Origin of the sequence: Neorhizobium sp. SHOUNA12A (genome assembly GCF_023006505.1) — a bacterium.
Classification (GTDB): Bacteria; Pseudomonadota; Alphaproteobacteria; order Rhizobiales; family Rhizobiaceae; genus Neorhizobium.
On record NZ_JALBGV010000013.1, the window covers coordinates 77,917 to 103,820 of the forward strand.

The 25,904-nt window shown below is 61.2% G+C and carries 24 protein-coding genes; 22 read left to right on the forward strand and 2 right to left on the reverse strand.

The features are described 5' to 3' along the window. The first annotated feature begins 73 nt into the window (after positions 1-73). From MOV63_RS08880 to lpxB, 14 genes are all read left to right on the forward strand, one after another. Positions 74-919 carry a cell envelope integrity EipB family protein gene (locus tag MOV63_RS08880; RefSeq protein WP_247033339.1) on the forward strand — a complete coding sequence of 282 codons (846 nt, stop codon included), beginning with the start codon at positions 74-76 and terminating at the stop codon, positions 917-919. 213 nt (positions 920-1,132) lie between these two features. Next, the gene (gene rpsB / locus MOV63_RS08885; protein WP_007758342.1) at positions 1,133-1,906 is read left to right on the forward strand and encodes a 30S ribosomal protein S2; all 774 of its coding nucleotides are present in this window, start codon (positions 1,133-1,135) and stop codon (positions 1,904-1,906) included. A 235-nt stretch (positions 1,907-2,141) separates the two neighbouring features. Further along, positions 2,142-3,068: a translation elongation factor Ts gene (gene tsf / locus MOV63_RS08890; RefSeq protein ID WP_247033340.1), complete on the forward strand. Its 927-nt coding sequence runs from the start codon at positions 2,142-2,144 to the stop codon at positions 3,066-3,068. A gap of 116 nt (positions 3,069-3,184) precedes the next feature. Then, positions 3,185-3,907, forward strand: a complete 723-nt coding sequence (pyrH, locus tag MOV63_RS08895) for a UMP kinase (RefSeq protein ID WP_038542600.1) — start codon at positions 3,185-3,187, stop codon at positions 3,905-3,907. A gap of 45 nt (positions 3,908-3,952) precedes the next feature. Continuing rightward, entirely contained in the window at positions 3,953-4,510 is a 558-nt protein-coding gene (gene frr / locus MOV63_RS08900) for a ribosome recycling factor (protein WP_038542602.1), read from the forward strand. 53 nt (positions 4,511-4,563) lie between these two features. After that, positions 4,564-5,307 carry an isoprenyl transferase gene (locus MOV63_RS08905; protein ID WP_038542604.1) on the forward strand — a complete coding sequence of 248 codons (744 nt, stop codon included), beginning with the start codon at positions 4,564-4,566 and terminating at the stop codon, positions 5,305-5,307. Continuing rightward, positions 5,307-6,140, forward strand: a complete 834-nt coding sequence (locus tag MOV63_RS08910) for a phosphatidate cytidylyltransferase (RefSeq protein ID WP_247033341.1) — start codon at positions 5,307-5,309, stop codon at positions 6,138-6,140. Before MOV63_RS08905 ends, MOV63_RS08910 begins: the two co-directional genes overlap by 1 nt. Before the next feature lie 39 nt (positions 6,141-6,179). Continuing rightward, complete coding sequence (gene rseP / locus MOV63_RS08915) at positions 6,180-7,301, forward strand: RIP metalloprotease RseP (RefSeq protein ID WP_038542608.1); 1,122 nt, start codon at positions 6,180-6,182, stop codon at positions 7,299-7,301. Positions 7,302-7,498: 197 nt separating this feature from the next. Beyond that, entirely contained in the window at positions 7,499-9,862 is a 2,364-nt protein-coding gene (gene bamA / locus MOV63_RS08920) for an outer membrane protein assembly factor BamA (RefSeq protein ID WP_247033342.1), read from the forward strand. A gap of 51 nt (positions 9,863-9,913) precedes the next feature. Beyond that, positions 9,914-10,981 carry a UDP-3-O-(3-hydroxymyristoyl)glucosamine N-acyltransferase gene (gene lpxD, locus MOV63_RS08925; protein WP_247033343.1) on the forward strand — a complete coding sequence of 356 codons (1,068 nt, stop codon included), beginning with the start codon at positions 9,914-9,916 and terminating at the stop codon, positions 10,979-10,981. Further along, positions 10,974-11,441, forward strand: a complete 468-nt coding sequence (gene fabZ / locus MOV63_RS08930) for a 3-hydroxyacyl-ACP dehydratase FabZ (RefSeq protein ID WP_038542613.1) — start codon at positions 10,974-10,976, stop codon at positions 11,439-11,441. The genes lpxD and fabZ overlap by 8 nt, the downstream gene beginning before the upstream one ends. Further along, the gene (lpxA, locus tag MOV63_RS08935) at positions 11,438-12,253 is read left to right on the forward strand and encodes an acyl-ACP--UDP-N-acetylglucosamine O-acyltransferase (protein ID WP_038542615.1); all 816 of its coding nucleotides are present in this window, start codon (positions 11,438-11,440) and stop codon (positions 12,251-12,253) included. The genes fabZ and lpxA overlap by 4 nt, the downstream gene beginning before the upstream one ends. 6 nt (positions 12,254-12,259) lie before the next feature. Continuing rightward, positions 12,260-13,141: an LpxI family protein gene (locus MOV63_RS08940; protein ID WP_247033344.1), complete on the forward strand. Its 882-nt coding sequence runs from the start codon at positions 12,260-12,262 to the stop codon at positions 13,139-13,141. Then, entirely contained in the window at positions 13,141-14,319 is a 1,179-nt protein-coding gene (gene lpxB, locus MOV63_RS08945) for a lipid-A-disaccharide synthase (protein WP_247033346.1), read from the forward strand. The genes MOV63_RS08940 and lpxB overlap by 1 nt, the downstream gene beginning before the upstream one ends. Before the next feature lie 30 nt (positions 14,320-14,349). Here lpxB and gltA read toward each other — a convergent pair whose 3' ends face one another. Further along, positions 14,350-15,639, reverse strand: coding sequence for a citrate synthase (gene gltA / locus MOV63_RS08950; RefSeq protein ID WP_038542622.1), 1,290 nt, complete (start codon positions 15,637-15,639; stop codon positions 14,350-14,352). 288 nt (positions 15,640-15,927) lie between these two features. Here gltA and MOV63_RS08955 point away from each other — a divergent pair, with 288 nt between their 5' ends. Beyond that, positions 15,928-18,435, forward strand: coding sequence for a ComEC/Rec2 family competence protein (locus tag MOV63_RS08955; protein WP_247033347.1), 2,508 nt, complete (start codon positions 15,928-15,930; stop codon positions 18,433-18,435). Here the strand turns inward: MOV63_RS08955 and lexA are convergent. Continuing rightward, entirely contained in the window at positions 18,416-19,135 is a 720-nt protein-coding gene (lexA, locus tag MOV63_RS08960) for a transcriptional repressor LexA (RefSeq protein ID WP_038542624.1), read from the reverse strand. The genes MOV63_RS08955 and lexA overlap by 20 nt on opposite strands. 200 nt (positions 19,136-19,335) lie before the next feature. Here lexA and MOV63_RS08965 point away from each other — a divergent pair, with 200 nt between their 5' ends. The 7 genes from MOV63_RS08965 to MOV63_RS08995 form a co-directional block, all read left to right on the forward strand. Beyond that, the gene (locus MOV63_RS08965) at positions 19,336-20,208 is read left to right on the forward strand and encodes a VOC family protein (RefSeq protein WP_247033348.1); all 873 of its coding nucleotides are present in this window, start codon (positions 19,336-19,338) and stop codon (positions 20,206-20,208) included. 3 nt (positions 20,209-20,211) lie between these two features. After that, on the forward strand, positions 20,212-21,060 hold the full coding sequence (gene kdsA / locus MOV63_RS08970) for a 3-deoxy-8-phosphooctulonate synthase (protein WP_247033349.1): 849 nt from the start codon (positions 20,212-20,214) through the stop codon (positions 21,058-21,060). 110 nt (positions 21,061-21,170) lie between these two features. Next, positions 21,171-22,445 carry a phosphopyruvate hydratase gene (gene eno / locus MOV63_RS08975; RefSeq protein ID WP_038542630.1) on the forward strand — a complete coding sequence of 425 codons (1,275 nt, stop codon included), beginning with the start codon at positions 21,171-21,173 and terminating at the stop codon, positions 22,443-22,445. Between the two features lie 163 nt (positions 22,446-22,608). After that, the gene (locus MOV63_RS08980) at positions 22,609-22,926 is read left to right on the forward strand and encodes a septum formation initiator family protein (protein WP_038542632.1); all 318 of its coding nucleotides are present in this window, start codon (positions 22,609-22,611) and stop codon (positions 22,924-22,926) included. A 194-nt stretch (positions 22,927-23,120) separates the two neighbouring features. Continuing rightward, positions 23,121-24,191: a pyruvate dehydrogenase (acetyl-transferring) E1 component subunit alpha gene (gene pdhA, locus MOV63_RS08985; protein WP_038542635.1), complete on the forward strand. Its 1,071-nt coding sequence runs from the start codon at positions 23,121-23,123 to the stop codon at positions 24,189-24,191. A gap of 18 nt (positions 24,192-24,209) precedes the next feature. Next, on the forward strand, positions 24,210-25,604 hold the full coding sequence (locus tag MOV63_RS08990) for a pyruvate dehydrogenase complex E1 component subunit beta (protein ID WP_247033350.1): 1,395 nt from the start codon (positions 24,210-24,212) through the stop codon (positions 25,602-25,604). Between the two features lie 15 nt (positions 25,605-25,619). After that, positions 25,620-25,904, forward strand: a 285-nt coding sequence (locus MOV63_RS08995) for a biotin/lipoyl-containing protein (protein ID WP_247033351.1), incomplete at its 3' end; no start/stop codon positions are given.

Genomic DNA, 25,904 nt, shown 5'->3' on the forward strand with positions numbered 1-25,904 from the left:
CTGCATCAAGGCCTTAGCTTGGTCAGATGGCGTTCTTATAACATCCCCGACTGAGTCCAACAGGAGAATGTGAATGTTGCGAATGAGCCTCGGGGTGATCCTTGCCGGCGGTCTGAGCCTTGCGGCTGCCACCTCCGCGGACGCGACGACCGACGGTGCCGCCCGGCTGCTCGTCCCGCATCGCGCCATTTACGACCTGAAGCTCAAGAATGCCTCTGAACGTTCGGGCATCGAAGGCATGTTCGGCCGCATGGTCTATGAGTTCACCGGCTCGGCCTGCACCGGTTTTTCCACCAATTTCCGGCTGGTCACCAAGATCGACACGGGCGAGGAGACGCGCCTCAGCGACCAGCAGACCACGACCTTCGAGGACATGGCCGCAAACCAGTTCCATTTCGAGACCAAGTCCTTCACCGACGAGCAGCTCGACAAGCAGCTGACCGGCGATGCGTCGATCGCCGACAAGGGTGTCAAGGTGGCAATTACCCAGCCCGACGGCCGCGAGATCGACCTGCCGGCGAGCGATTTCCCGACCAGCCATATGCTGGACGTCATCGCGAATGCCAAGCAGGGTAAGAACTTCTTCGAGGCGCGGGTCTTCGACGGTTCGGAAAACGGCGACCAGGCGCTCCTGACGACGACGGTGATCGGCAAGTCGCAGACGGTGCAGAAGGACGATGTGGATGCCGACAAGGCGGGCGAGTTCGCAAAGACGGCCTATTGGCCGGTGACGATCGCCTATTTCAACGAAAATGCCGCCGGCGATCCCACCCCCGTCTACAATATGTCGTTCAAGCTCTACGAAAACGGCATCACCCGCGATCTCACCATGGATTACGGCGACTTCGTGCTGTCCGGCAGCCTGGTCAAGCTGGAGCTCCTGAAGCCGCAGGATCCGTGCCCCGCGCCGGCGAAATAGCCGTCCTCTGTCAATTGCCGATCCTGGCTGGCCCGCTGAGGCAATTTCCAGCAAAGCACTTGCTTTTGCGGCAAATCGAATGTATGGCCAGCCGCATTCCACACGTAAGGCATGGGATTGTCCGGGAGAAATCCGGACTGTTCCGCCCGGTGGCATTCTCGAAGAGGGTGCTGTTCGCCTTGCGGAGGTTCAACCGGAAAAGGATAACAAGGCATGGCATTGCCCGATTTCTCTATGCGCCAGCTTCTCGAAGCAGGCGTTCACTTCGGCCACCAGACTCATCGCTGGAACCCGAAGATGAAGCCGTATATCTTCGGCGACCGTAACAACATCCACATCATCGACCTGGCCCAGACCGTCCCGATGCTGTCGCGCGCCCTTCAGGTCGTGTCCGACACCGTCGCCCGCGGCGGCCGCGTTCTGTTCGTCGGCACCAAGCGCCAGGCGTCTGAACTGATTGCCGACTCGGCCAAGCGTTCGGCCCAGTATTACGTCAACTCCCGCTGGCTCGGCGGCATGATGACCAACTGGAAGACCATTTCGAACTCGATCCAGCGCCTGCGCAAGCTCGACGAAATCCTGAATTCGGAACAGTCCGGCTATTCCAAGAAGGAACGCCTGAACCTCGAGCGCGAACGCGAAAAGCTGGACAAGGCTCTCGGCGGTATCCGCGACATGGGCGGCACTCCGGACCTGATGTTCATCATCGACACCAACAAGGAAAAGATCGCTATCGACGAAGCCAAGCGCCTGGGCATCCCGGTCGTTGCTATCATCGATTCGAACTGCGATCCGGACCTCATCGACTACCCGATCCCGGGCAATGACGACGCCTCGCGCGCCATCGCTCTCTACACCGACCTGATCGCCCGCGCTGCCATCGATGGCATCGCTCGCCAGCAGGGCGCTTCGGGCCGCGACATCGGTGCCTCTGCAGAAGCTCCGATCGAGCCGGCGCTCGAAGGCGAAGCAGAAGCAGAAGCTTAAAGCCCGGATGGAGCGGCTTGACCGCTCCTCCTTTCTGAAATTCGATCGAGGCCAGAGATACCGATCCCTGGCCTTGGTCGTTTCAAGGCGAGCCGCCACCGCTTGGTCGTCGAGGCGATCGCTTTCGTGATGTCTTCATCACGCTGTCACACTTCCGGGTACATTCGTCCCAAAACTTTTGAGTCCGCCGACGTTTTTCCGGCGAGAAGCACTTGAACCGACAAGAGGCAAAACAATGGCTGAAATCACCGCTGCACTGGTAAAGGAACTGCGCGAAAAATCTGGCGCAGGCATGATGGACTGCAAGAAGGCGCTGACCGAAACGAACGGCGACATCGAAGCGGCGATCGACTGGCTGCGTGCCAAGGGCATTTCCAAGGCCGACAAGAAGTCCGGCCGCACCGCGGCTGAAGGCCTGATCGGCATCGCCAGCGCCGGCCACAGGGCTGTCGTCATCGAACTCAACTCGGAAACCGACTTCGTTGCCCGCAACGATGCCTTCCAGGACCTCGTCCGCGGCGTTGCAAGCGTCGCCCTGACGACCGACGGTTCCGTCGAAGCAATCTCGGCTGCCACCTATCCGGCTTCCGGCAAGCCGGTTGCCGACACCATCAAGGACGCGATCGCCACGATCGGCGAGAACATGACGCTGCGTCGCGCCGCCCTTTTGCAGGTCGAGCACGGCGTCGTTGCGACCTATGTCCATAACGCTGCTGGCGACGGCATCGGCAAGCTCGGCGTTCTGGTCGCCCTGAAGTCGGTCGGCGACAAGGAAGTCCTGAGCTCGATCGGCCGTCAGGTCGCCATGCACATTGCTGCCACCAACCCGCTCGCCATCCGCGCCGAAGAGGTCGATGCGGCTGTGGCTGAGCGCGAGCGCAACGTCTTCATCGAGCAGTCGCGCGCTTCCGGCAAGCCGGAAGCCATCATCGAAAAGATGGTCGACGGCCGCATGCGCAAGTTCTTCGAAGAAGTTGCCCTTCTGTCGCAGGCCTTCGTCGTCAACCCGGAAGTGACCGTTGGCCAGGCCGTCAAGGACGCTGAAAAGCTCGCCGGCGCCTCGATCGAAGTCGTCGGCATGGCCCGTCTTCTGCTCGGCGAAGGCGTCGAAAAGGAAGAAACGGATTTTGCCGCTGAAGTCGCGGCAGTCGCCAAAGGCTGATATTCGTTAGCTAAAGCTGTCGAAAGCGCAAGGGCACCGGTGACAAGCCGGTGCCCTTCGTGTATCCGCAACCCGTTTGCCCCCTCTGCCCGCATTTCGATTTCAAGGAGCCCCCCATGTCGCCTCAGCCCCTCTACAAGCGTGTCTTGCTCAAGGCCTCCGGTGAAGCTCTGATGGGCAGCCAGGGTTTCGGCATCGATGTCGCAGTTGCCGATCGGGTCGCCTCCGATATCGCCGAAGCGCGCGCCATGGGCGTCGATGTCGGCGTGGTCGTCGGCGGCGGTAATATCTTTCGCGGCGTCGCGGTCGCGTCCAAGGGTGGCGACCGGGTGACCGGCGACCACATGGGGATGCTCGGCACCGTGATCAACGCGCTGGCGCTAGCCACCTCGCTGCGCAAGCTGAACGTTGACACCGTGGTTCTGTCGGCGATCTCGATGCCGGAGATCTGCGAGAGCTTTTCGCAGCGCCAGGCGTTGCATCACATGGCGCAGGGCAGGGTGGTGATCTTCGCCGGCGGCACCGGCAATCCGTTCTTCACGACCGATTCGGCGGCCGCCCTGCGCGCGGCCGAAATCGGTGCGGAGGCGATCTTCAAGGGCACCCAGGTGGACGGCATCTATTCGGCCGATCCCAAGAAGGACCCGACGGCGACCCGCTTCGAGACGCTGACGCACGGCGAAGTGCTCGAAAAGGGTCTGGCGGTGATGGACGTGGCGGCGGTGGCGCTCGCCCGCGAAAATTCCATCCCGATCATCGTTTTTTCGATCCATGAGAAGGGCGGCTTCGCCCAAATCTTGACCGGCGGCGGCCGCAAGACCATCGTAGCGGACAATTGAGGCGCGGCATCGCTGGCCGCCCAGACAACATACGGGAGTAGACGGATGAGTGGAATCGACCTCAACGACATCAAGCGCCGCATGGAAGGCGCGATCAACGCCTTCAAAAGCGATATCGCCTCGCTGCGCACCGGCCGCGCCTCGGCCAATATTCTCGATCCGGTGATGGTCGAAGCCTATGGTTCGCGCGTGCCGCTCAACCAGGTGGCCAACATCACCGTGCCGGAAGCGCGCATGCTCGGCGTGTCCATCTGGGACAAATCGATGGTCGGCGCCGTCGACCGGGCGATCCGCGAATCAAACCTCGGCCTCAACCCGATCGTCGATGGCCAGAGCCTGCGCATTCCGCTCCCCGAGCTTAATGAAGAGCGCCGCAAGTCGCTGGTCAAGGTCGCGCATGATTATGCGGAAAAGGCGAAGGTTGCTGTACGTCACGTTCGCCGCGATGGCATGGACGGCCTGAAAAAGGCCGAAAAGGACGGCGACATCGGCCAGGACGAAAGTCGCTCGCAGTCGGAAAAAGTGCAGAAGATGACGGATGATACGATTTCCGAAGTCGACCGCTTGCTTGGCGACAAGGAAAAGGAAATCATGCAGGTCTAATTTAGGCCTGGTTTGCCGCCATATTCCCGGCGGCCAAAGGAGCCGCATAGAATATGGTGAACCCCGAGCTTGCAATCATCCCTCAACACGTTGCCATCATCATGGATGGTAATGGACGCTGGGCCAACAAGCGCGGGCTTCCTCGTACGGTCGGACACAGCAAGGGCGTCGAAGCGGTTCGCGAAACGGTACGGGCTGCCGGCGATGCGGGCGTCAAATATCTGACGCTCTTTGCGTTTTCTTCGGAAAACTGGAGCAGGCCTGAAACCGAGGTGAGGGATCTCCTCGGTCTCCTCCGGCGCTTCATCCGCCAGGATCTGGCCGAACTGCACCGCGAGAACATCCGCATCCGGGTGATCGGCGAGCGCGAAAAACTGCGCAGCGACATCCTCCCGCTTCTTCTTGAAGCCGAGGAAACCACAAAGTTCAATACGTCGCTGACACTGATCATCGCCTTCAACTACGGTGCCCGCGATGAGATCGCCCGCGCCGTCGCGATGCTCGCGCGCGACGTCGAGGCCGGCATCCTCAAGGCATCCGAGATCGACCCGGACAAGATCAGCGCAAAGCTGGACACCGCCGGCATTCCCGACCCGGATCTCATCATCCGCACCAGCGGCGAGGAACGGCTTTCGAATTTTCTGCTGTGGCAGGCGGCTTATTCCGAACTTGTCTTCCTGCCGGACTACTGGCCGGATTTCGATCGGAAGCTCTTCCTCGACGCCCTGAAGATCTATGCCTCGCGCGACCGCCGCTTCGGTGGCCTATCGGACAAGACGATAGCGGTGGGCGGTTGATGAGCGCTGAACTGAAGCGCCGCATTGCATCCGCATTGGTTCTGGCGGTCGTGGTGCTGACGGCCACCTGGTATGGCGGCCTGACATTCCGCGTCGTGGCGGCCGTCATGGCGGTGCTGATCTATTACGAATGGTCGACGATCACGCGGGCCGCCGAGCGTGATTTTCGTGCCAACGCCTTTGGCTGGCTCTCCATTGTTCTGATCGCCATTGATCTCGTCGCTGACGAAGGCGAACTCTCTGTGCCGATTCTCGGCGGCGCGATGATCACCGCCATTCTTTTCGTGCTGCTGCGCAAGGGTAGCTGGTGGCTGCCGGGTGGCATCTTTTACGCAGGCTTGAGCGGTATCTCGCTCGCCGCGATCCGCGCCGAGGACCAGGCGGGGTTGGTCGCGACGCTTTTCATTTTCGCGGTCGTCTGGGCGACCGACATTCTCGCCTATTTTGTCGGTCGTGCCCTGCAGGGGCCAAAACTGGCGCCGCGGATTTCTCCCGGCAAGACCTGGTCGGGCGCGATCGGCGGCACAGTGTCGGGCGTGATTGCGAGCTCGGCCCTGACGCTCGGCGTGTTTTCCCGGCTGTCGATCTGGACGGTGGCGATCGCATTTCTGCTCTCGGTCGCAAGCCAGATAGGCGACCTGTTCGAATCGTTCATCAAGCGCCGGTTTGGGGTGAAGGATTCCAGCCACCTCATCCCGGGGCATGGCGGCGTCATGGACCGCGTCGACGGCCTCGTTTTCGCCTGTTTCGGAGCGTTCCTGCTGACGCTTGTTTATGCGGCCACGACGGGCCATCTTGATATATCGGTTGCAGGCTTTCTCTTCGGCTTTTGAGGACTGGGCGGCCGCTACAATGTTGAAACGGAAACTTTGATGGCCATCCTCAGCTTCTTCACCGGCTACATCATCCCCTTCGTGCTGGTCTTGTCCCTGCTCGTCTTTGTGCACGAGATGGGACACTATCTCGTCGGGCGCTGGTGCGGCATCCGGGTAACCGCCTTCTCGGTCGGCTTCGGCCCGGAACTCATAGGCTTCACCGATAGTCACGGCACCCGCTGGAAGATCTCGGCGATCCCGCTTGGCGGCTACGTCAAATTCTTTGGCGACGAGGATGCCGCGAGCATGCCGGATGCGAGCGGCCTTGCGGGCATGAGCGAGGAAGACAAGGCGAGGACGCTCGCAGGCGCCAAGCTTTGGAAGAGGGCCGCTACCGTTGCGGCCGGCCCGATCGCCAATTTCATTCTGGCAATCGCGATTTTCGCCGTCCTCTTCAGCGTCTATGGCAAGGTGGTCGCCGATCCGGTGGTTGCCGAGGTTCAGCCGAATAGCGCCGCCCTTGCCGCTGGCGTGCAGCCCGGCGATCGGCTCGTGGCTCTTGACGGGTCGCGCATCCGGACTTTCGACGACGTGCGGCGTTATGTCAGCATCAGGCCGGAGACCCCGATCATCGTGACGGTCGAGCGCAACGGCCAGGATCTCGATCTGCCAATGGTGCCGAAGCGCTCCGAGGTCACCGACCAGTTCGGCAACAAGGTCGAGCTCGGCCTGATCGGCATCGTCACCAACGAACAGCGCGGCAATTTCCGCATCGAGACGTTCACGCCGCTGCAGGCCGTTGCCGAAGGCGTCACCGAGACCGGCCATATCGTCACCGGCACCTTCCGCTATATCGGAAATCTGGTGACCGGCCGGATGAAGGCCGACCAGCTCGGCGGGCCGGTCAGGGTCGCCCAGGCATCGGGGCAGATGGCGTCGCTCGGCTTTGCAGCAGTGGTCCAGCTGGCAGCCGTTCTTTCGGTCTCGATCGGGCTTTTGAACCTCATGCCTGTGCCAGTTCTGGACGGCGGCCATCTCGTCTTCTACGCAATCGAGGCCATCCGTGGCCGGCCGCTTGGCGCGGGAGCGCAGGAGATCGCCTTTCGTATCGGGCTTGCGATGGTTTTGAGCTTGATGGTGTTCGCGACCTTCAACGACATCAGCAATCTGATCGGCTGATGTCCTTCAAATCGTAAAAGAAACCGTTTATTCACCATGTTTCCAACAGTTGCGTGGCCATTGGGTCACGCAAGGGAAGTAAGTAAACAGAAATTAACGCGATGCCTTGCTTGTAGGTCAAAAGAAGGTAAAACGACACACGTGGCCGGAGTCGGGCACCACCCGCCGAGGGACAACGGGAAAAGGTAAGAATTGAAATGAAGGCTGGTTCAAAGTTTTTGAACGCAGTGTCGGCGTTTGCGCTGTCTGCTAGTGTTGTTGCATCGGGCGCAGGTGTACTGGTACTTGCTTCCGCACTTTCTGCCGAAGCGGCGGTTATCCGGAACGTTCAGGTCCGCGGCGCACAGCGCGCTGGCGAGGAGGCCGTTCGTTCCAACCTGACCATCCGTCCGGGTGTCAACTTCTCCAACAACGACATCGATGAATCGGTCCGCAAGCTCTATTCGACCGGCTATTTCTCGGATGTCAAAATCAGTGTTTCCGGCAGCACGCTCGTCGTGTCGGTGAGCGAAAATCAGCTCATCAATCAGGTCGTGTTCAACGGCAACCGCAAGATCACCGACGAGAAGCTCCAGGCCGTGGTGCAGACCCAGCCGCTCGGCCCGTATAATCAGGCCCTGATCGATGCGGATATCCAGCGTCTGCGCGAAGCCTATCGTGCAATCGGCCGCAGCGACGTCCAGATCACCACCCAGACCGCCGACGTCGGCCAGGGACGCGTAAACCTCGCCTTCGTCATCAACGAAGGCGACCGCACCAAGATCGCCGACATCAATTTCGTCGGCAATCAGGCTTATGGCGATGGTCGCCTGAAGTCGGTGATCATCACCAAGGAATCCGGTCCGCTGTCCTTCCTGACCCGCAAGGACGTCTACAGCGAGGATAAACTGCGCGCCGACGAAGAGGCGCTGCGCCAGTTCTATTACAATCATGGTTATCCGGACTTCCGCGTCATCTCGTCGGAAGCTGTGCTCGACGCATCGGGCAACAAATACAATATCAGCTTCACGGTCGAGGAAGGCCAGCGTTACGAATACGGCAACGTCTCGGTCGAATCCACCGTCCAGGGGATCAGCAGCCAGGACCTCGAAGGTCTGGTTAAGACCCGTGCCGGCAACGTCTACGACGCCCGCGAAATCCAGAAGACCATGGAAGCGATCTCCAAGCGCGTCGCCGCGGCCGGTTATCCGTTCGCCCGCGTCACGCCGCGCGGCGACCGTAATATGCAAAACCACACGGTCGGTGTTTCCTACCTGGTCGATCAGGGCGAGCGCGCCTATGTCGAGCGTATCGAGATCCGTGGCAACACCCGCACGCGTGACTATGTTATCCGCCGCGAATTCGATTTCAGCGAAGGCGACGCCTTCAACCAGGAAATGATCTCGCGCGCCAAGCGTCGCCTTGAAGCGCTCGGTTACTTCACCTCAGTCAACATCTCGACTTCGCAGGGCTCGTCGCCCGATCGCGTCGTCATCGTTGTCGATGTCGAAGACCAGCCGACCGGTTCGTTCGGTATCGGTGCCGGTTACTCCGCTGGCGGCGACGGCTTCCTGCTCGAAGCTTCGATCGAAGAAAAGAACTTCCTCGGCCGTGGCCAGTTCATCCGCGTCGCAGTCGGCGGTGGTCTTGACGAAGCGCGCAGCTACAATCTTTCGTTCACCGAGCCCTACTTCCTCGGTTATCGTCTGGCGGCCGGTTTCGACCTCTTCAAGAGCAAGACCTCGTCGAACAGCTATTACGATTACAACGAGCAGGGCGTCACCCTGCGCGTTACGGCGCCGATCACCGAAGATCTGGCGACGACGTTCCGCTACACCTACAAGGAAATCGAATACTCCAACGACGGTGCCTTCGGCGCTGACGGCGTTCCTGGCACCGTAGACGACAATCTTTCGTCGCCTTACATCTCGATGATCGACAACGGCAAGTTCGTTCAATCGTCGATTTCGCAGACGCTGACCTACAATACGCTCGACAGCCAGACGCTGCCGCGCGAAGGCATCTACGCGACGATCACGCATGAATATGCAGGTCTCGGTGGCGACTCCGACTTCTACAAGATTTCAGGTCGTGCCCGTTACTTCCAGCTTCTGTCGACAGAAGCTGACCTGATCGGCTCCATCGCAGTCGGCGCCGGCCATGTGGTTTCCACCGGCGACAATCTGCATGTCTTCGACCAGTTCACGATCGGCGGTCGTCAGGTCCGCGGCTTCGAGAACGACGGTATCGGTCCGCGTACGACTGATCACGGCGACGCGCTCGGCGGCACGACCTACTTTACGGCCTCTGCCGAAATGACGATGCCGATGCCGGCTGTTCCGGAAGACTTCGGTCTGCGTGCTGCTGTCTTTGCCGATGCCGGTACACTTTACGGCAACGATGTTCCGCTCGGCACCAGCACCGCGCAGGGCACCAGCATGAACTGGCGTGCTTCGGTCGGTGCGGGTATCATGTGGGCGTCGCCGTTCGGCAACATCCGCTTCGACTACGCGCATCCCGTCATGAAGGAAGACTTCGACGAAACCCAGGAATTCCGGTTCAGCATGGCGAACCAGTTCTGATCATCTCCGCTCGCGATTGCGGGCGGAAATCTGTTCTGGAGCTTTAGCTTTATGGACCACAATGAATTCTTTCCGCCCCATGATGGCGTGAGCCTGCGCGAGTTGGCCGCCCTTCTTGGGGCCGAATTGCTTGATGGCAGCGCCGGAGATCGGCTGATCCGTTCCGTTGCGCCGGTTGCGCGGGCCGGCGAAGGCGAGATCTGTTATATCCTGTCCCGGAAAAGCCGTCGCGAACTGGAAAGCTGCAAGGCTTCCGCGATTATTTGTGACACGGCGATCCGTTCCATCATCCCGGCCCATATCCCGGTTGTGCTGACCAAGACCCCGCACACGGCGTTTGCGCAGGCGGGTGCTATCCTGCATCCGATCGCGATGCGACCATCCCCGATCACCTCGTTTCCGCCCGGCATTTCGCCGGCCGCTTTCGTGGATCCAACCGCCAGGCTTGAACCCGGCGTCGAAGTCGAGCCCATGGCCGTGATCGGCGCGCGGGCGGAAATCGGCACCGGCAGCCGCATCGGCGCCGGCAGCGTCATCGGCGCCGACGTCAAGATCGGCCGGGATTGCACGATCGCCGCGGCTGCGAGCGTCGTTGCAGCTCTCATCGGCAATGGCGTGATCATCCATAATGGCGTTCGCATCGGCCAGGATGGCTTCGGTTTTGCTCCGGGTCCGAGAGGCATGCTGAAAATCGTTCAGATCGGCCGCGTCATCATCCAGGACAATGTCGAGATCGGCGCCAACACGACCGTCGATCGCGGCGCCATGGATGATACGGTCATCGGCGAAGGCACCAAGATCGACAATCAGGTTCAGATCGCCCACAACGTCCGCATCGGCCGCCATTGCGGCATTGCGAGCGGCGCAGGTATTGCCGGTTCGACGCGGATCGGCGACGGAGTATTGATCGGTGGCGCATCCGGTATTAATGGACACATCTCGATTGGAGACGGCGTGCAGATCGCCGCGATGAGCGGTGTGGTGGGGGATATTCCCGCCGGGGCGCGTTATGGCGGCATTCCCGCCCGCCCGATGCCGGATTTCCTCCGCGATACCGCGGAAGTCTTGATGCGTTCGGACGAGCGGGCGAAACGCAGAGGAGAGAAGAAGAATGACTGATGAGACCAAGCCGGTGCTCGGCGCGGCCGATATTCAGGAAATCATGAAGCTGCTGCCGCACCGCTATCCTTTTCTCCTGGTCGATAAGATCGTCGAGATCGATGGCGATAATTCCGCGATCGGCATCAAGAACGTCACCGCCAACGAGCCGCATTTCACCGGGCATTTCCCGGAGCGGCCGATCATGCCGGGCGTGCTGCTGATTGAAGGCATGGCGCAGACCGCCGGCGCAATCTGCGCCAGGAAGGAAGGCGAGGGTGGCAATCTCGTCTACTTCATGACCATCGACAATGCCCGCTTCCGCAAGCCGGTCGTGCCGGGCGACCGGGTCGAGTTCCATGTCACCAAGCAGAAACAGCGCGGCAATATCTGGAAATTCCATTGTGACGCGAAGGTAGACGGCGTACTTGTTGCCGAAGCCGATATCGGCGCGATGATCCGGCGCAAGGAAGAAGAATGAAAAGCATTGCAGCTAGCGCACGCATCCATCCGTTAGCTTTGGTCGAGGACGGTGCCGTCATCGGCGAGAATGTCGTCGTCGGCCCGTTTTCGCATGTCGGTCCGCGTGTGGTGCTGAAGGATGGCGTCGAGCTGGTTTCGCATGCTGTGGTAAGCGGCCGTACCGAGATCGGCCGCAACTGCCGAATTTTCCCGATGGCGATCATCGGCGGCGTCTCCCAGAGTCTTCATGAGGCTGGCGAGGATTCGACGCTGACGGTTGGCGATAATTGTACCATGCGCGAAGGCGTGACGATGAATTGCGGCACGGTCGGCGGCGGTGGCAAGACCGTCGTTGGCAACAACTGCCTGTTCCTCGCCAATTCGCACGTGGCGCATGACTGTCAGCTCGGCAACGACATCATCATGTCGAACAATGTCATGCTCGCGGGCCATGTCCATGTGGCTGATCGGGCGATCCTCGGTGGCGGCTGCGCCGTGCATCAGTTCACCCGCATCGGCCGCCAGGCTTTCATCGGTGGGCTAACGGCCGTCAATTACGACGTCATCCCGTATGGCATGCTGAACGGCAATCCCGGCGTGCTCGGTGGTCTCAACGTGGTCGGCATGACCCGCGCCGGCATTGAACGGGCGACCATCCATGTCGTCCGCCGCGCCTTCAAGCAGATTTTCGAGGGCGAGAGCAATATCCGCGCCAACGCAGCGGCGATCCGTAACGACTACGCCGATTGCAAGGAAGCGATGGAAATCCTTGATTTTATCGCGGCCGATAGTGATCGCGCCATTTCCTCGACGTTCCGCGGCAAGGGCTGACCCGCGATGGCCGGCCTCCCGAGCCTCGCGCCGAAGGGCCGGCTGGCGATCATCGCCGGGAAGGGCTTTTTACCCCTCTATGTAGCAAAAGCCGCGCAGCAGGCCGGTGAAGCGCCGCTCATTCTCGCGCTCGCCAATGAATCCGATCACAGCTTTGATGGTTTCGAGGCGGTTTCCGTCGGCGTCGGCGATCTTGCCGCAATCGAGCGCCTGTTTCGCGACAAGGGCGTCACCCGCGTCATCCTGTCGGGAGGCGTGGCGCGAAGGCCTGACTGGCGTGACATCCACCCGACCTTCCGCACCATTCTGAAAGTCCCCTCCGTGGTTCGCACGCTGCTGTCCGGCGGTGACGATTCAGTGCTCCAGATGGTCATCAAGCTCATCGAGGCGATGGGCTGCGAGGTGCTGGGCGCCCACGACATCGTCCCCGGCCTGCTCGCCAAGACCGGACCGCTCGGTGCTCATACGCCATCCGATGATGATCGCCGCGACATCGATCGTGCGTCCGAAGCCGCCAAGCGTCTCGGCGAACTCGATATCGGCCAGGGCGCCGTCAGCGTCGGCGGACGTGTCGTGGCGCTTGAGGGCGTCGAGGGCACGGACCGGATGCTCGAACGGGTGGCGGCATTGCGCGCCGAAGGCCGTATTTCGGCCCGCCGCAAGGGCGTCCTCGTCAAGCTCTGCAAACCGCAGCAGGATATGCGCGCCGACCTGCCGACGATCGGCCCGTCGACCGTCGAGAATGTCATCCGCGCCGGGCTGGCAGGCATCGCGGTGGAGGCGGGACGCGCACTTGTGCTGGAAGAAGCGAAGACGATTGCCGCGGCTGATGCTGCCGGTATCTTCGTCTGCGGTATCGATCCCGGTCTGCCGCAAGGAGGATTGTGATGGTCAAGACCTTGAAGGTTGGCGTCATCGCCGGCGAAGTATCCGGCGATCTCCTCGGCGGCGATCTGATTGCGGCCTTGAAGGCAGCTTGTGGCGGCGAGGTCGAACTCATCGGCGTCGGCGGCGAGGCGCTCGAAGCGCAGGGCCTCAATCCGCTCTTCGATTTTTCGGAGCTGTCGATCATGGGGATCACCCAGGTGATCGCCCGCCTGCCGAACCTGATCAAGCGGATCAATCAGACGGCGGCGGCCATTGTGGCTGCAAAGCCGGATGTGCTGATCATCATCGACAGTCCCGATTTCACCCATCGCGTCGCCAAGAAGGTGCGGGCCGCTCTGCCGGACCTGCCGATCGTCGACTACGTCTGCCCGAGCGTCTGGGCATGGAAGGAATACCGCGCCAAGGCGATGCTCGCCTATGTCGATCATGTCCTGGCTGTGCTGCCGTTCGAGCCCGAGGCCATGAAGCGTCTCGGCGGACCCGAAACAACATTCGTCGGTCACCGCCTGACCGCCGATCCGTCGCTCCTCAAGGTCCGCGGTATCCGTGCCGAACGCCCCGTAAAGGCGCAGGGCGAACAGAGGACGATCATGCTGTTGCCGGGCTCCCGGTCGGCGGAGATCAAGGCGCTTCTGCCGGTCTTCGGCGAGGCGGCCCGCCAGTTCGTCGCCCGCAACGGACCGACCCGTTTCCTGCTGCCGACGGTTGCCCGCCAGGAAAAACTGGTGCGCGAGATCGTTGCCGGTTTCGAGGTCAAGCCGGAGATCACGGCTGATACGGACGGCAAATGGGCGGCATTCGCCGAAGCCGATGCAGCGCTTGCAGCCTCGGGTACGGTTATCCTGGAACTCGGTCTTGCCGGGATTCCACTGGTCTCGGCCTACAAGACCGACTGGCTGATCACCATGCTGGCAAAACGCATCAAGACCTGGTCCGGCGCCCTTCCGAACCTGATCGCCGACTATGTCGTCGTGCCGGAATACGTCAACGAGGTGGTGCGGCCGGCAAGCCTGTGCCGCTGGGCCGAGCGCCTGTCCTCCGACACGATGCAGCGTCGCGCCATGATCGAAGGTTTCGATCTTACGTGGGAGCGCCTGCAGGTGCCCGTGCCGCCGGGCGAAGCGGCCGCCGGCATCGTTCTCCAGGTTCTGGACACCAAAAAACCCGGCCATTTCTGACCGGGTTTTTTGTTGGGTGTCGCTTGCGGATTAACGCTTGGAAACCGGGATGTAGTCGCGCTGCGCTTCGCCGGTATAGAGCTGACGCGGGCGGCCGATGCGCTGTTGCGGATCTTCGATCATTTCGGCCCACTGGGCGATCCAGCCGACGGTGCGGGCGAGAGCGAAGAGCACGGTGAACATGGTGGTGGGGAAGCCCATCGCCTTCAGCGTGATGCCCGAATAGAAGTCGATATTCGGGTAGAGCTTCTTCTCGATGAAATACTCGTCGGTGAGCGCGATGCGTTCCAGTTCCATCGCGACCTGCAGCAGCGGATCGTCCTTGTGGCCGAGTTCGCCGAGCACTTCATGCGTGGTCTTCTGCATGATCTTGGCGCGCGGATCGTAGTTCTTGTAGACGCGGTGACCGAAGCCCATCAGGCGGAACGGATCGTTCTTGTCCTTGGCGCGGGCGATATATTCCGGGATCTTGTCGACCGTGCCGATTTCCGTCAGCATGTTGAGCGCAGCTTCGTTGGCGCCGCCATGGGCCGGGCCCCAGAGGCAGGCAATGCCGGCCGCGATGCAGGCGAACGGGTTGGCGCCCGAGGAACCGGCGAGGCGGACCGTCGAGGTCGAAGCGTTCTGCTCATGGTCGGCATGCAGGATGAAGATGCGGTCCATGGCGCGCGACAGCACCGGATTGACCACATACTCTTCGCACGGAACCGCAAAGCACATGCGCAGGAAGTTCGACGCATAGTCCAGGTTGTTCTGCGGATAAACGAAGGGCTGGCCGATATGGTATTTGTAGGCCATCGCGGCAAGCGTCGGCATCTTGGCGATCATGCGCAGTGAAGCGACCATGCGCTGGTGCGGATCGGTGATGTCGGTGGAGTCGTGATAGAAGGCAGACAGCGCCCCGACACAGCCGCACATGACGGCCATCGGATGGGCGTCGCGGCGGAAGCCGGTGAAGAAGCGGCTCATCTGCTCATGCACCATCGTGTGATGGGTCACGCGATAGTCGAAGTCCTTCTTCTGGGCAGCGGTCGGCAGTTCCCCGTAAAGCAGCAGGTAGCAGGTTTCCAGGAAGTCGCCATGCTCGGCGAGCTGTTCGATCGGATAACCGCGATGCAGCAGGATGCCGGCGTCGCCATCGATATAGGTGATCTTGGATTCGCAAGACGCCGTCGAGGTGAAGCCGGGGTCGTAGGTGAAGGTGCCGGTGTGCTTGTAGAGAGCGCCGATATCGACCACATCGGGACCGATCGTCCCCGACTTGACCGGCAGATCGACTTGTCTGTCACCGATTACCAGATTTGCGCTTGTTTCCGTCATGCTGATCCTCCAACCTTTTGGCGGCATGGCGCCCTAAAAGCGCCACAAGAATTAAGCGTCCACCAGTTTAGCTATATGATCCTAAAGCTGATGCCAAGCTGTCGTGACGGCATTTTGTGCAGCGCGAAAAATTATTGAGCAACAGCTTTTGCTTGGATGTCCAACTTCCTGTTGCATGCCCTTTCGGTGGCTCGGAATTCCCGATATTTAACCGCCAGTTGACGACCGAAGAAGAAACGCGCAGGTTGTATTGCCGCATGTCTGGCGGTGGGGCGGACAGAGCGTTTCATGCCGGAGGAAAATGCATTTCCGACGCATGCCGAGGCAGGGAAACTGATATCCCGGCCACCGGACCCCCGCATAAACACAAGCGCTCCCGACTCGGGCAAGCTCCGAAATCTGGCCGAGCTTTTCCCCGCGATCGAGCGCCGCCCGCCGGTCCATACGCTGGACGGTGGCTTTCTCCGCTCCGCGAGCCGGCGCCTCGATCGGCTGCGACGCCGTCTCCCGGTTATGCTGGAGGAGGAGACGGTTTATGGCCATGGCTTCCTTTTCCTGCCGGTCGTCGTCGGGGCAGGGGCCGTCTGCTGGTTCTCACTGCCCCAGAACCCCGCTTTCTGGCCGTTTTTTCTCGTTTTCTGCGTATGTACGATCTTCGTCATCGTCTCGCGCCACCGCTCCGGCACGATCCATCTCTTGCCGCTCGGTGTCGCGCTCTTTCTGGGCGGCATGATGCTGGCACAGTTCGAGACGTGGCGGCGGTCCACCGTCGTTCTCGATACGCCGGTGACAACCGAGCTTGCCGGCGTGGTCGAGCGCAGGGAGATCGATGCCCAGGGCCGTTGGCGTTATGTCGTCCTTATCGACCGGACATCCAATCCGGAAGTCAGGCGCCCGCCGGAGCGTGTATCGCTGCTTGCAAGGTCTCGACATGAGCCCGCCCAGATCGGCGAGACGATCAGCGGCCGCGCGCGCCTTTCACCACCCTCCGGACCTGCACTGCCTGGCCTCAACGACTTTGCCTTCTCCTCCTATTTCGATGGCATCGGCGCGGTCGGATTTTTCTATGGAGCGCCGAAAAAACAGGCTGCCGGTCCGTCGACCCGGAGCTGGATTGCCGACATCGAAAGCCGGCTTTTCGATCTCCGCAGCGCAATCGCCACCCGTATCCGCGAGACCGTGCCGGGAGATTCCGGCGCCTTTGCCGCGGCAATCGTGACGGACGAACGCCGGGCGATCTCCAAGGGAACGACCGAAGCTTTACGGCTTTCGGGATTAGCCCATATCGTCGCCATTTCCGGACTGAACATGGCGCTCGCCGCCGGTATCTTCTTCGTCGGCGTGCGGACCGTGCTCGCGGTCTTTATGGGCTTCGGCCACGCCTATCCGGTGAAGAAGATCGCCGCACTCGGCGCCCTGATAATGGTCACCGCCTATTACCTGATCTCCGGTTTCGGCGTTTCGGCCGAGCGGGCCTACATCATGATGGCAATCATGCTGGTTGCCGTCCTCTTCGACCGACCGTCTATCAGCCTGCACAATGTGGCGTTGTCCGCGCTCGTCATCATCGCCATGTCGCCCTCGGAAATGCTCGGCCCGAGCTTCCAGATGTCGTTTGCTGCCACCGTTGCCCTGGTCGCCGGTTACGCGCTCTGGAAACAGAGGGCCGAGGGCCGCGATCCTCAGCCTCTGCCGTTCCGTCACCGCGTAGTGATGCCGATCCTGGCATCGTGGAATTTCGCAGCCGGCGTCTTCGTCACCTCGCTGATCGGCGGCGTTTCGACCGCGATGTTTTCGGTCGAGCATTTCCATCGCATCGCCACCTATGGCCTCGCCGCAAACCTCGCAGCCATGCCGATCATCTCCTTCGTGGTGATGCCGGCCGGTCTGGTCGGCATGCTGCTGATGCCCTTCGGCCTTGATGCTCCCTTCATGAAGCTCATGGGCCTCGGCTTGGAAGCGGTGATCGTTATTGCTAGGCACGTGGCTGCCTGGGGTGGCGATGTCGGGATAGGCCGCCAGCATCCATGGTTCCTGACGGTCTCAACGGCAGGCTTCCTGCTGCTGACCCTGCTCAGGACGAAGCTAAGGCTGATCGGTCCGCCGCTGATGGTGACCGCTCTGCTGCTTTCCTGGCATGAGCGATCGACGCCTCTGGCGGATATATTGGTCTCGGAAGACGGGACAATGGTGGCGCTCGTAAACGGGGAACAGGTTTCCACCAACCGCGCCCGCCCGCCTGATTTCATCTACGACCAGTGGAAGAGGGCGCTTCTGCTCGGCGACCCGACCAAACCGGACATGTCGCCGGCCAGGGACAAGCCGCCCGACCGCAAACCAGCAGGCGCAAAAAACGATAAGCGCCGTGAGTTGACCTCGGTGGAACTCGAAACCGTGAGGTCGCGAATAAGCCAGGTGACTTCCGACCGCTTCACCTGCGAGCCTAAGGCCTGGTGCGCCGCAAGCACGGGCAATGCCATCATCGCGGCCGTAGAAGACGGCCGTTATGCCGGCGCTGCCTGCGACGCCGCCGATCTTGTCATCGCCCCGCGGGCACGTTTCGACCGATGCCGGTCCGGCGGACTGATGATCAATGGCGCGACGCTTAGAAAGACCGGCGCGCTGGAGATTTCGCTGAACGGCACGGGCGACATGCGACGCTGGGAGGTCCGTGCCGCAATGACGGCCGAGGACCGGCCCTGGACTAGGCACCGCCACTACGATTGGCGAAGCCAGAGTTTCGACAACGCGTTGCCGGAACCGCTCCGGCAGCTGATCAGTGATAACGGCGGATGAGGCCGACGAGCTTGCCCTGGATCTTCACCCGGTCAGGCCCGAAAATGCGGGTCTCGTAGGCGGGGTTGGCGGCTTCGAGCGCGATCGAGGCGCCGCGGCGGCGAAAACGCTTCAGCGTCGCTTCTTCATCGTCCACCAGCGCCACGATGATGTCGCCGGGATTGGCTGTCGTGCCGTTGCGGATGATCACGGTGTCGCCGTCGAGAATGCCGGCCTCGATCATCGAATCGCCCTTGACCTCCAGCGCATAATGCTCGCCGGAGCCGAGCATCTCGGCCGGCACGGAGATGTCATGCGTGTTGTTCTGGATCGCCGAGATCGGCACGCCGGCGGCGATGCGGCCCATGACGGGAACGGTCGTGGCGTTCGACGAGCCGTCATTGGCCGCGAGCTTCTGAGGTGCTGCGGCCGGCTGCGGTTTGCCGAGGCTGCCCTCAATGACGCTGGGCGAAAAACCGCGCCGCGGCTGAATGCTCGGCGAATAGGCTTCCGGGAGCTTGATGACTTCCAGCGCGCGGGCCCGGTTCGGCAGGCGGCGGATGAAGCCGCGCTCCTCGAGCGCCGTGATCAGACGATGGATTCCGGACTTGGAAGCAAGGTCGAGCGCGTCCTTCATTTCGTCGAATGACGGCGGGATACCGGATTCCTTCATGCGTTCGTGAATGAACAGAAGCAATTCCTGTTGTTTGCGCGTGAGCATCTTTTGGCACCCTCAGAGTCGGAAACAAATCCAGAACGGACACTATATGTTCCATATGTGTTCCGCAAGTCCCTAAATTTCTGTGAAGTATGATGATTTTTTCTTCATAGATGCGTGCCAGATATCTGGTGTCACACCACTTGCGCGGCGCCAGCCCGCTGCCAAAGTAGCTTTGCGATTCCAATTCAGGGGGCCCTCGCGTGAACGCAAGACCGATCGATCATCTCGTGCTGCCGGTGGCGGGACTTACCGCTGCGCGTTCCCGGCTCACGGAGCTCGGTTTTACAGTTGCGCCGGATGCTTTTCATCCTTTCGGCACCGCCAATGCTTGCGTGTTCTTCTCGGATGGGACCTACCTGGAGCCGCTGGCTCTTGCCAACCGACGCCATGCGGGTGTTGCGGCAAAGCGCGGCAACGTTTTCACCGCCCGCGATCTCGCCTTCCGCAAGACGTCCAACCGGCAGGGCTTTTCCGCTCTCGTTGTCGCGACCCGGGACGCGATGGCCGATCATGCGCGTTTCAAGATGCGCGGCGTCTCGGCAGGAGACGTGCTGGAATTTTCCCGCGGCATGACCCTGGCTGACGGTTCCGAGACGCAGGCGAGCTTCCGGCTGGCATTTGCCGGCGATGACCGCGCGCCTGAATTCTTCCTGTTTTCCTGCCAGCGCATCAACCCTCTGCCCGCCGATCGCAGCGGGTTGGAGCGGCATGCCAATACCGTCACTGGCCTGAGCGAAATCATCCTGTCGGCCCCGACACCTGCCGATTTCGCTCCGCTGGTCGAACAGGTTCTGCTGACCAAGGCCGTTCCGGAGGCTGCGCCACTCCAGTTTGCCGCGGCCAATGCCCGTATCCGGATCCTGCAGGATCGGGAGCTCGAGGCGGAATTTGCGCTTCAGCCAACCCCGGGGGTCGAAGGACTGCGCGGCCGGGCGGTCATCTTCAAAACCGCCGATCTTGCCGTGACAGAGATCACCCTTGCTGCTAATGACGTCGCATTCGTCCGCCGGGAGGGCCGCGTTCTCGTCTCGGCGGCGCCCGGCCAGGGTGTTTTGTTCGGCTTCGAGGAATAGATCATGGAAGTTACCGCAAACTCCAGCGTCTCCGTCGGCGAAGGAGGCGGCAAGGTGGTTTTCGCGCAGAACGCAAAACTGTCGCTGATCGCCGGTCCCTGCCAGATGGAAAGCCGCGACCACGCCTTCATGATGGCAAGCGCGTTGAGGGAACTCTGCAGCAAGCTCGGCATCGGCCTCGTCTACAAGTCCTCCTACGACAAGGCCAACCGTACGTCGATTTCCGGCAAGCGCGGCATCGGGCTCGAAACAGCCATGGAAATCTTTGCCGACCTCAAGAAGGAGTTCGGTTTCCCGGTTCTGACCGACATTCACACGGAAGAGCAGTGCGCCGTCGTGGCTGAGACAGTCGACGTCCTGCAGATCCCGGCCTTCCTCTGCCGCCAGACCGACCTGCTTGTCGCAGCCGCCAAAACCGGCCGCGTCATCAACGTCAAGAAGGGCCAGTTCCTGGCGCCTTGGGACATGAAGAACGTGCTTGCGAAGTTCACCCAGAGCGGCAATCCGAATGTGCTGCTTTGCGAGCGCGGCGCGTCCTTCGGCTATAATACGTTGGTCTCCGATATGCGCTCGCTGCCGATCATGGCGTCAATGGGCGCGCCGGTGATTTTTGATGCGACGCATTCGGTGCAGCAGCCGGGCGGGCAGGGCGCTTCGACCGGCGGCGACCGCACCATGGTGCCGGTGCTGGCGCGCGCAGCCGTGGCTGTCGGTGTCGCCGGCGTCTTCGTGGAAACCCATCAGGACCCCGATAATGCTCCCTCGGACGGCCCGAACATGGTGCATCTGAAGGACATGCCGCAGCTCCTCGAAAAGCTGCTTGCCCTCGACGCCGTCGCCAAGGCGGCGTGAGCACGCCCACAAAAAGCGCGCAAACTGCTTCGATTGTAATTTTCGTGTCATTGATTATGAGACATTTTCAGTGACCTCGTGACGTCAAGTCCAAACCCAGGGAGAGACCCTTGACCGCCATCACCGATATCATCGCCCGCGAAATTCTCGACAGCCGCGGCAATCCTACCGTTGAGGTGGATGTCTATCTGGAAGACGGTTCGATGGGCCGTGCGGCCGTTCCGTCGGGCGCGTCCACCGGCGCTCATGAAGCCGTCGAACTGCGCGACGGCGGCAAGCGCTACCACGGCAAGGGCGTCGAAAAGGCGGTCGAAGCCGTCAATACCGAGATCTTCGATGCGATCGGCGGTTTTGATGCCGAGAGCCAGATCCATATCGACAAGACGATGATCGCGCTCGACGGCACGCCGAACAAGTCGCGCCTCGGCGCCAATGCCATCCTCGGCGTCTCGCTCGCCGTCGCAAAGGCTGCCGCCGAAACATCCGGCCTGCCGCTCTACCGTTATGTCGGCGGTCCGAACGCGCATGTCCTGCCGGTTCCGATGATGAACATCATCAACGGCGGCGCTCATGCCGACAACCCGATCGACTTCCAGGAATTCATGATCATGCCGGTCGGCGCCGACACGCTGAAGGACGCCGTGCGCATGGGCTCGGAAATCTTCCATGTTCTCCGGAAGGAACTGGCGGCCCAGGGCCACAACACCAATGTCGGCGACGAAGGCGGTTTCGCACCGGGCCTGAAGAGCGCGCCGGAAGCCCTCGATTTCATCATGAAGTCGGTCGAGAAGGCCGGCTATACCCCTGGCGACGACGTCTGCCTGGCGCTCGACTGCGCCTCGACCGAATTCTTCAAGAACGGCAAGTACGAGATGGAAGGCGAGGGCCGCACGCTGGAGCCGGAAGCCATGGCCGATTACCTCGCCGAGCTTGCTGCCAAATATCCGATCATTTCGATCGAAGACGGCATGGCTGAAGACGATTGGGCCGGCTGGAAGTACCTGACCGACAAGATCGGCGCCAAGTGCCAGCTCGTCGGCGACGACCTGTTCGTCACCAACTCGTCGCGCCTGCGCGACGGCATCAGGCAGGGCGTCGCCAATTCGATCCTGGTCAAGGTCAATCAGATCGGCTCGCTGTCGGAAACGCTCGATGCCGTCGAGACGGCCCACAAGGCGGCCTACACCGCCGTCATGTCGCACCGCTCGGGTGAAACCGAAGATTCGACGATCGCGGATCTCGCCGTCGCCACCAATTGCGGACAGATCAAGACCGGCTCGCTGTCGCGTTCCGACCGGCTTGCCAAGTACAACCAGCTTATCCGCATCGAGGAAATGCTTGGTCCGCAGGCTGTTTATGCCGGTCGCAGCGTCCTGAAGGCCTGACAGCCTCCCAGGTTCGACATTTTCATGGAAGCCCGCGCCGAAAGACGCGGGCTTTTTTCGGACTCGATTCTGGTCAACGATTGCTTAAGCAAGTTCTGCGAATTTGAAGCTCTGTTTCGGATCGATTTGAGATCCCGTAAGCGTGGCAAGGCGTTAGAGCGGTATGTGGACAAAGCATCATAAGAAAAGAAAATTCGGCCGTTTTGTTCTTCCCGCCATCACAGTCGCGTTTCTTTGCTACTTCGGCTATCATTCCATCCACGGCGATCTCGGCCTGATCGCCACGGAGGAATTCGAACGTCAGCGGCAGGCGCGTGCAGGCGAGCTCGCAAAGTTGACCGCTCGGCGCGAGACGCTGGAGCGGCAGGTTCAGCTGATGAGCGATGGTTCGCTTGACAAGGATATGCTTGACGAGATCGCCCGTTATCAGCTGAACGTCTCGCGCGGCGACGAAATCGTCATCTTCAACAACTACTTCTAAATTAACCGAAATCCAGTTAATTTCATATTTCTGTAACCTTTTCATAGTGTTGCACGGAATGTGAGCCATGCGTTTATGGCATTGCTGGGGCAGCTTTTCTTGCCTATGGTACGCCCCGAAACCAGAGTGGGAATCTGGCGATATACGTCAGAGCGTAATCTCGCTCTCAACGCAGAACTCAAAGGGAGGGATGAATGGCGCCGACAAAAACCGCGTCTGTATCCGGCCGCAAACCAGCGGCAAAGTCTGCAATCAAATCAGCCTCGAAATCCTCCGCCAAGGAGTTTACGGGCAAGAACACCCCGGATTTCGGCAAGGATCAGGATCTTCACGCCTATCGTGAGATGCTGATGATCCGCCGTTTCGAGGAAAAGGCCGGCCAGCTCTACGGCATGGGCTTCATCGGTGGTTTCTGTCACCTCTATATCGGCCAGGAAGCTGTCGTCGTCGGCATGCAGATGGCGCAGCAGGAGGGTGACCAGGTTATCACCGCCTATCGCGACCATGGGCATATGCTGGCAACCGGCATGAGCGCGCGTGGCGTCATGGCGGAGCTGACCGGACGCAAGGGCGGCTATTCCAGGGGGAAGGGCGGCTCGATGCACATGTTCTCCAAGGAAAAGCATTTCTACGGCGGCCACGGCATCGTCGGCGCCCAGGTTTCGCTCGGAACCGGTCTCGCCTTCGCCAACAGGTATCGTGGTAACGACAGCGTCTCGGTCGCCTATTTCGGCGATGGCGCGGCCAACCAGGGCCAGGTCTACGAGAGCTTCAACATGGCGGCCCTCTGGAAGCTGCCGATCGTCTATATCGTCGAGAACAACCGTTATGCGATGGGCACCTCGACGGCCCGTGCGACGGCGCAGTCGAACTACTCGCTGCGTGGTTCCGGCTTCGGCATCCCCGGCATCCAGGTCGACGGCATGGACGTTCGTGCCGTGAAGGCCGCCGGCGACGAGGCGCTCGAGCACTGCCGCTCCGGCAAGGGCCCGATCATTCTCGAAATGCTCACCTACCGTTATCGCGGCCACTCCATGTCCGACCCTGCGAAATATCGCTCCAAGGACGAAGTGCAGAAGATGCGCTCGGAGCACGACCCGATCGAGCAGGTGCGCCTGCGCCTCATCGAAAAGGGCTGGGCGACCGAAGACGAGCTGAAGGCGATCGACAAGGATATCCGCGACGTCGTTTCGGATAGCGCCGATTTCGCCCAGGCCGATCCGGAGCCGGATCCGTCCGAGCTCTACACCGACATTCTGCTCTGATCGCGGGGAGGGAACCCAATGCCAATCGATATCCTGATGCCCGCCCTTTCTCCGACCATGGAGGAAGGCACGCTCAGCAAGTGGCTGAAAAAAGAGGGTGACAAGGTCACCTCCGGCGACGTGATTGCCGAAATCGAGACCGACAAGGCGACCATGGAAGTGGAAGCCGTCGATGAAGGCGTGATCGGCAAGCTGCTGGTCGAGGCCGGCACCGAAAACGTCAAGGTCAACACCAAGATCGCCGTGCTCCTGCAGGACGGCGAGAGCGCTGATTCGATCGGCTCCGCGGCTCCTGCCAAGGAGGCGCCGAAGGCGGCTCCGCAGGTCGAACAGGAAGAAAAGCCGACCGCGACCGGTTCGGCATCCGCCCCGGTCCCGGCCCAGCCGAAGGTCGAGGCCGCTGCCGATCCGGATATCCCGGCCGGTACCGAAATGGTCATGACCACCGTTCGCGAAGCACTGCGCGACGCGATGGCCGAGGAAATGCGCCGCGACGAGAACGTCTTCGTCATGGGTGAGGAAGTCGCCGAATACCAGGGCGCCTATAAGATCACCCAAGGCCTGCTGCAGGAATTCGGCGCTCGCCGCGTGGTCGATACGCCCATCACCGAACACGGCTTTGCCGGCGTCGGCGTGGGTGCCGCGATGGCGGGCCTGAAGCCGATCGTCGAGTTCATGACCTTCAACTTCGCCATGCAGGCGATCGACCAGATCATCAACTCGGCCGCCAAGACGCTCTACATGTCCGGCGGCCAAATGGGTGCGCCGATCGTGTTCCGCGGCCCGAACGGTGCCGCCGCCCGCGTCGGCGCCCAGCACAGCCAAGATTATGCTGCATGGTATAGCCAGATTCCGGGCCTCAAGGTCGTCATGCCGTATACCGCAGCCGACGCCAAGGGTCTCCTGAAAGCGGCCATCCGCGATCCGAACCCGGTTATCTTCCTCGAAAACGAAATCCTCTACGGCCACCAGTTCGAGGTGCCGAAGCTCGACGATTTCGTCCTGCCGATCGGCAAGGCCCGCATCCACAAAAAGGGCAAGGACGTTACCATCGTGTCCTTCGGCATCGGCATGACCTATTCCCTCAAGGCAATCGCCGAGCTGGAAAAGGAAGGCATCGATGTCGAACTGATCGACCTTCGCACCATCCGTCCGATGGATCTGCCGACTGTCATCGAATCGGTCAAGAAGACCGGCCGCCTGGTCACCGTCGAGGAAGGCTATCCGCAGTCGTCGGTCGGCACCGAAATCGCCACCCGCGTCATGCAGCAGGCCTTCGATTATCTCGATGCGCCGATCCTGACGATCGCCGGCAAGGACGTTCCGATGCCTTATGCGGCCAATCTCGAAAAGCTGGCGCTGCCGAATGTCGGCGAAGTCGTCCAGGCGGTGAAAACCGTCTGCTACAAATAAGGGGAGGATGTTTCGATGCCAATCAACATCACCATGCCTGCCCTGTCTCCGACCATGGAAGAGGGCAATCTTTCCAAGTGGCTCGTCAAGGAAGGCGACAAGGTCAAGTCCGGCGACGTGCTCGCCGAGATCGAGACCGACAAGGCGACCATGGAAGTCGAATCCGTCGATGAGGGCACCGTTGCCAAGCTCGTCGTCGCGGCCGGCACCGAGGGCGTCAAGGTCAACGCGCTGATCGCCATCCTCGCCGCCGATGGCGAGGATGTCTCGGCTGCCGCCGCCGGCGGTGGCGCTGCCCCG

Coding starts and splice junctions, on each gene's coding strand:
- MOV63_RS08880 (WP_247033339.1), top strand. CDS start 74: ATGTTGCGAATGAGCCTCGGGGTGATCCTTGCCGGCGGTCTGAGCCTT.
- rpsB (WP_007758342.1), top strand. CDS start 1,133: ATGGCATTGCCCGATTTCTCTATGCGCCAGCTTCTCGAAGCAGGCGTT.
- tsf (WP_247033340.1), top strand. CDS start 2,142: ATGGCTGAAATCACCGCTGCACTGGTAAAGGAACTGCGCGAAAAATCT.
- pyrH (WP_038542600.1), top strand. CDS start 3,185: ATGTCGCCTCAGCCCCTCTACAAGCGTGTCTTGCTCAAGGCCTCCGGT.
- frr (WP_038542602.1), top strand. CDS start 3,953: ATGAGTGGAATCGACCTCAACGACATCAAGCGCCGCATGGAAGGCGCG.
- MOV63_RS08905 (WP_038542604.1), top strand. CDS start 4,564: ATGGTGAACCCCGAGCTTGCAATCATCCCTCAACACGTTGCCATCATC.
- MOV63_RS08910 (WP_247033341.1), top strand. CDS start 5,307: ATGAGCGCTGAACTGAAGCGCCGCATTGCATCCGCATTGGTTCTGGCG.
- rseP (WP_038542608.1), top strand. CDS start 6,180: ATGGCCATCCTCAGCTTCTTCACCGGCTACATCATCCCCTTCGTGCTG.
- bamA (WP_247033342.1), top strand. CDS start 7,499: ATGAAGGCTGGTTCAAAGTTTTTGAACGCAGTGTCGGCGTTTGCGCTG.
- lpxD (WP_247033343.1), top strand. CDS start 9,914: ATGGACCACAATGAATTCTTTCCGCCCCATGATGGCGTGAGCCTGCGC.
- fabZ (WP_038542613.1), top strand. CDS start 10,974: ATGACTGATGAGACCAAGCCGGTGCTCGGCGCGGCCGATATTCAGGAA.
- lpxA (WP_038542615.1), top strand. CDS start 11,438: ATGAAAAGCATTGCAGCTAGCGCACGCATCCATCCGTTAGCTTTGGTC.
- MOV63_RS08940 (WP_247033344.1), top strand. CDS start 12,260: ATGGCCGGCCTCCCGAGCCTCGCGCCGAAGGGCCGGCTGGCGATCATC.
- lpxB (WP_247033346.1), top strand. CDS start 13,141: ATGGTCAAGACCTTGAAGGTTGGCGTCATCGCCGGCGAAGTATCCGGC.
- gltA (WP_038542622.1), bottom strand. CDS start 15,639: ATGACGGAAACAAGCGCAAATCTGGTAATCGGTGACAGACAAGTCGAT.
- MOV63_RS08955 (WP_247033347.1), top strand. CDS start 15,928: ATGCCGGAGGAAAATGCATTTCCGACGCATGCCGAGGCAGGGAAACTG.
- lexA (WP_038542624.1), bottom strand. CDS start 19,135: ATGCTCACGCGCAAACAACAGGAATTGCTTCTGTTCATTCACGAACGC.
- kdsA (WP_247033349.1), top strand. CDS start 20,212: ATGGAAGTTACCGCAAACTCCAGCGTCTCCGTCGGCGAAGGAGGCGGC.
- MOV63_RS08980 (WP_038542632.1), top strand. CDS start 22,609: ATGTGGACAAAGCATCATAAGAAAAGAAAATTCGGCCGTTTTGTTCTT.
- pdhA (WP_038542635.1), top strand. CDS start 23,121: ATGGCGCCGACAAAAACCGCGTCTGTATCCGGCCGCAAACCAGCGGCA.
- MOV63_RS08990 (WP_247033350.1), top strand. CDS start 24,210: ATGCCAATCGATATCCTGATGCCCGCCCTTTCTCCGACCATGGAGGAA.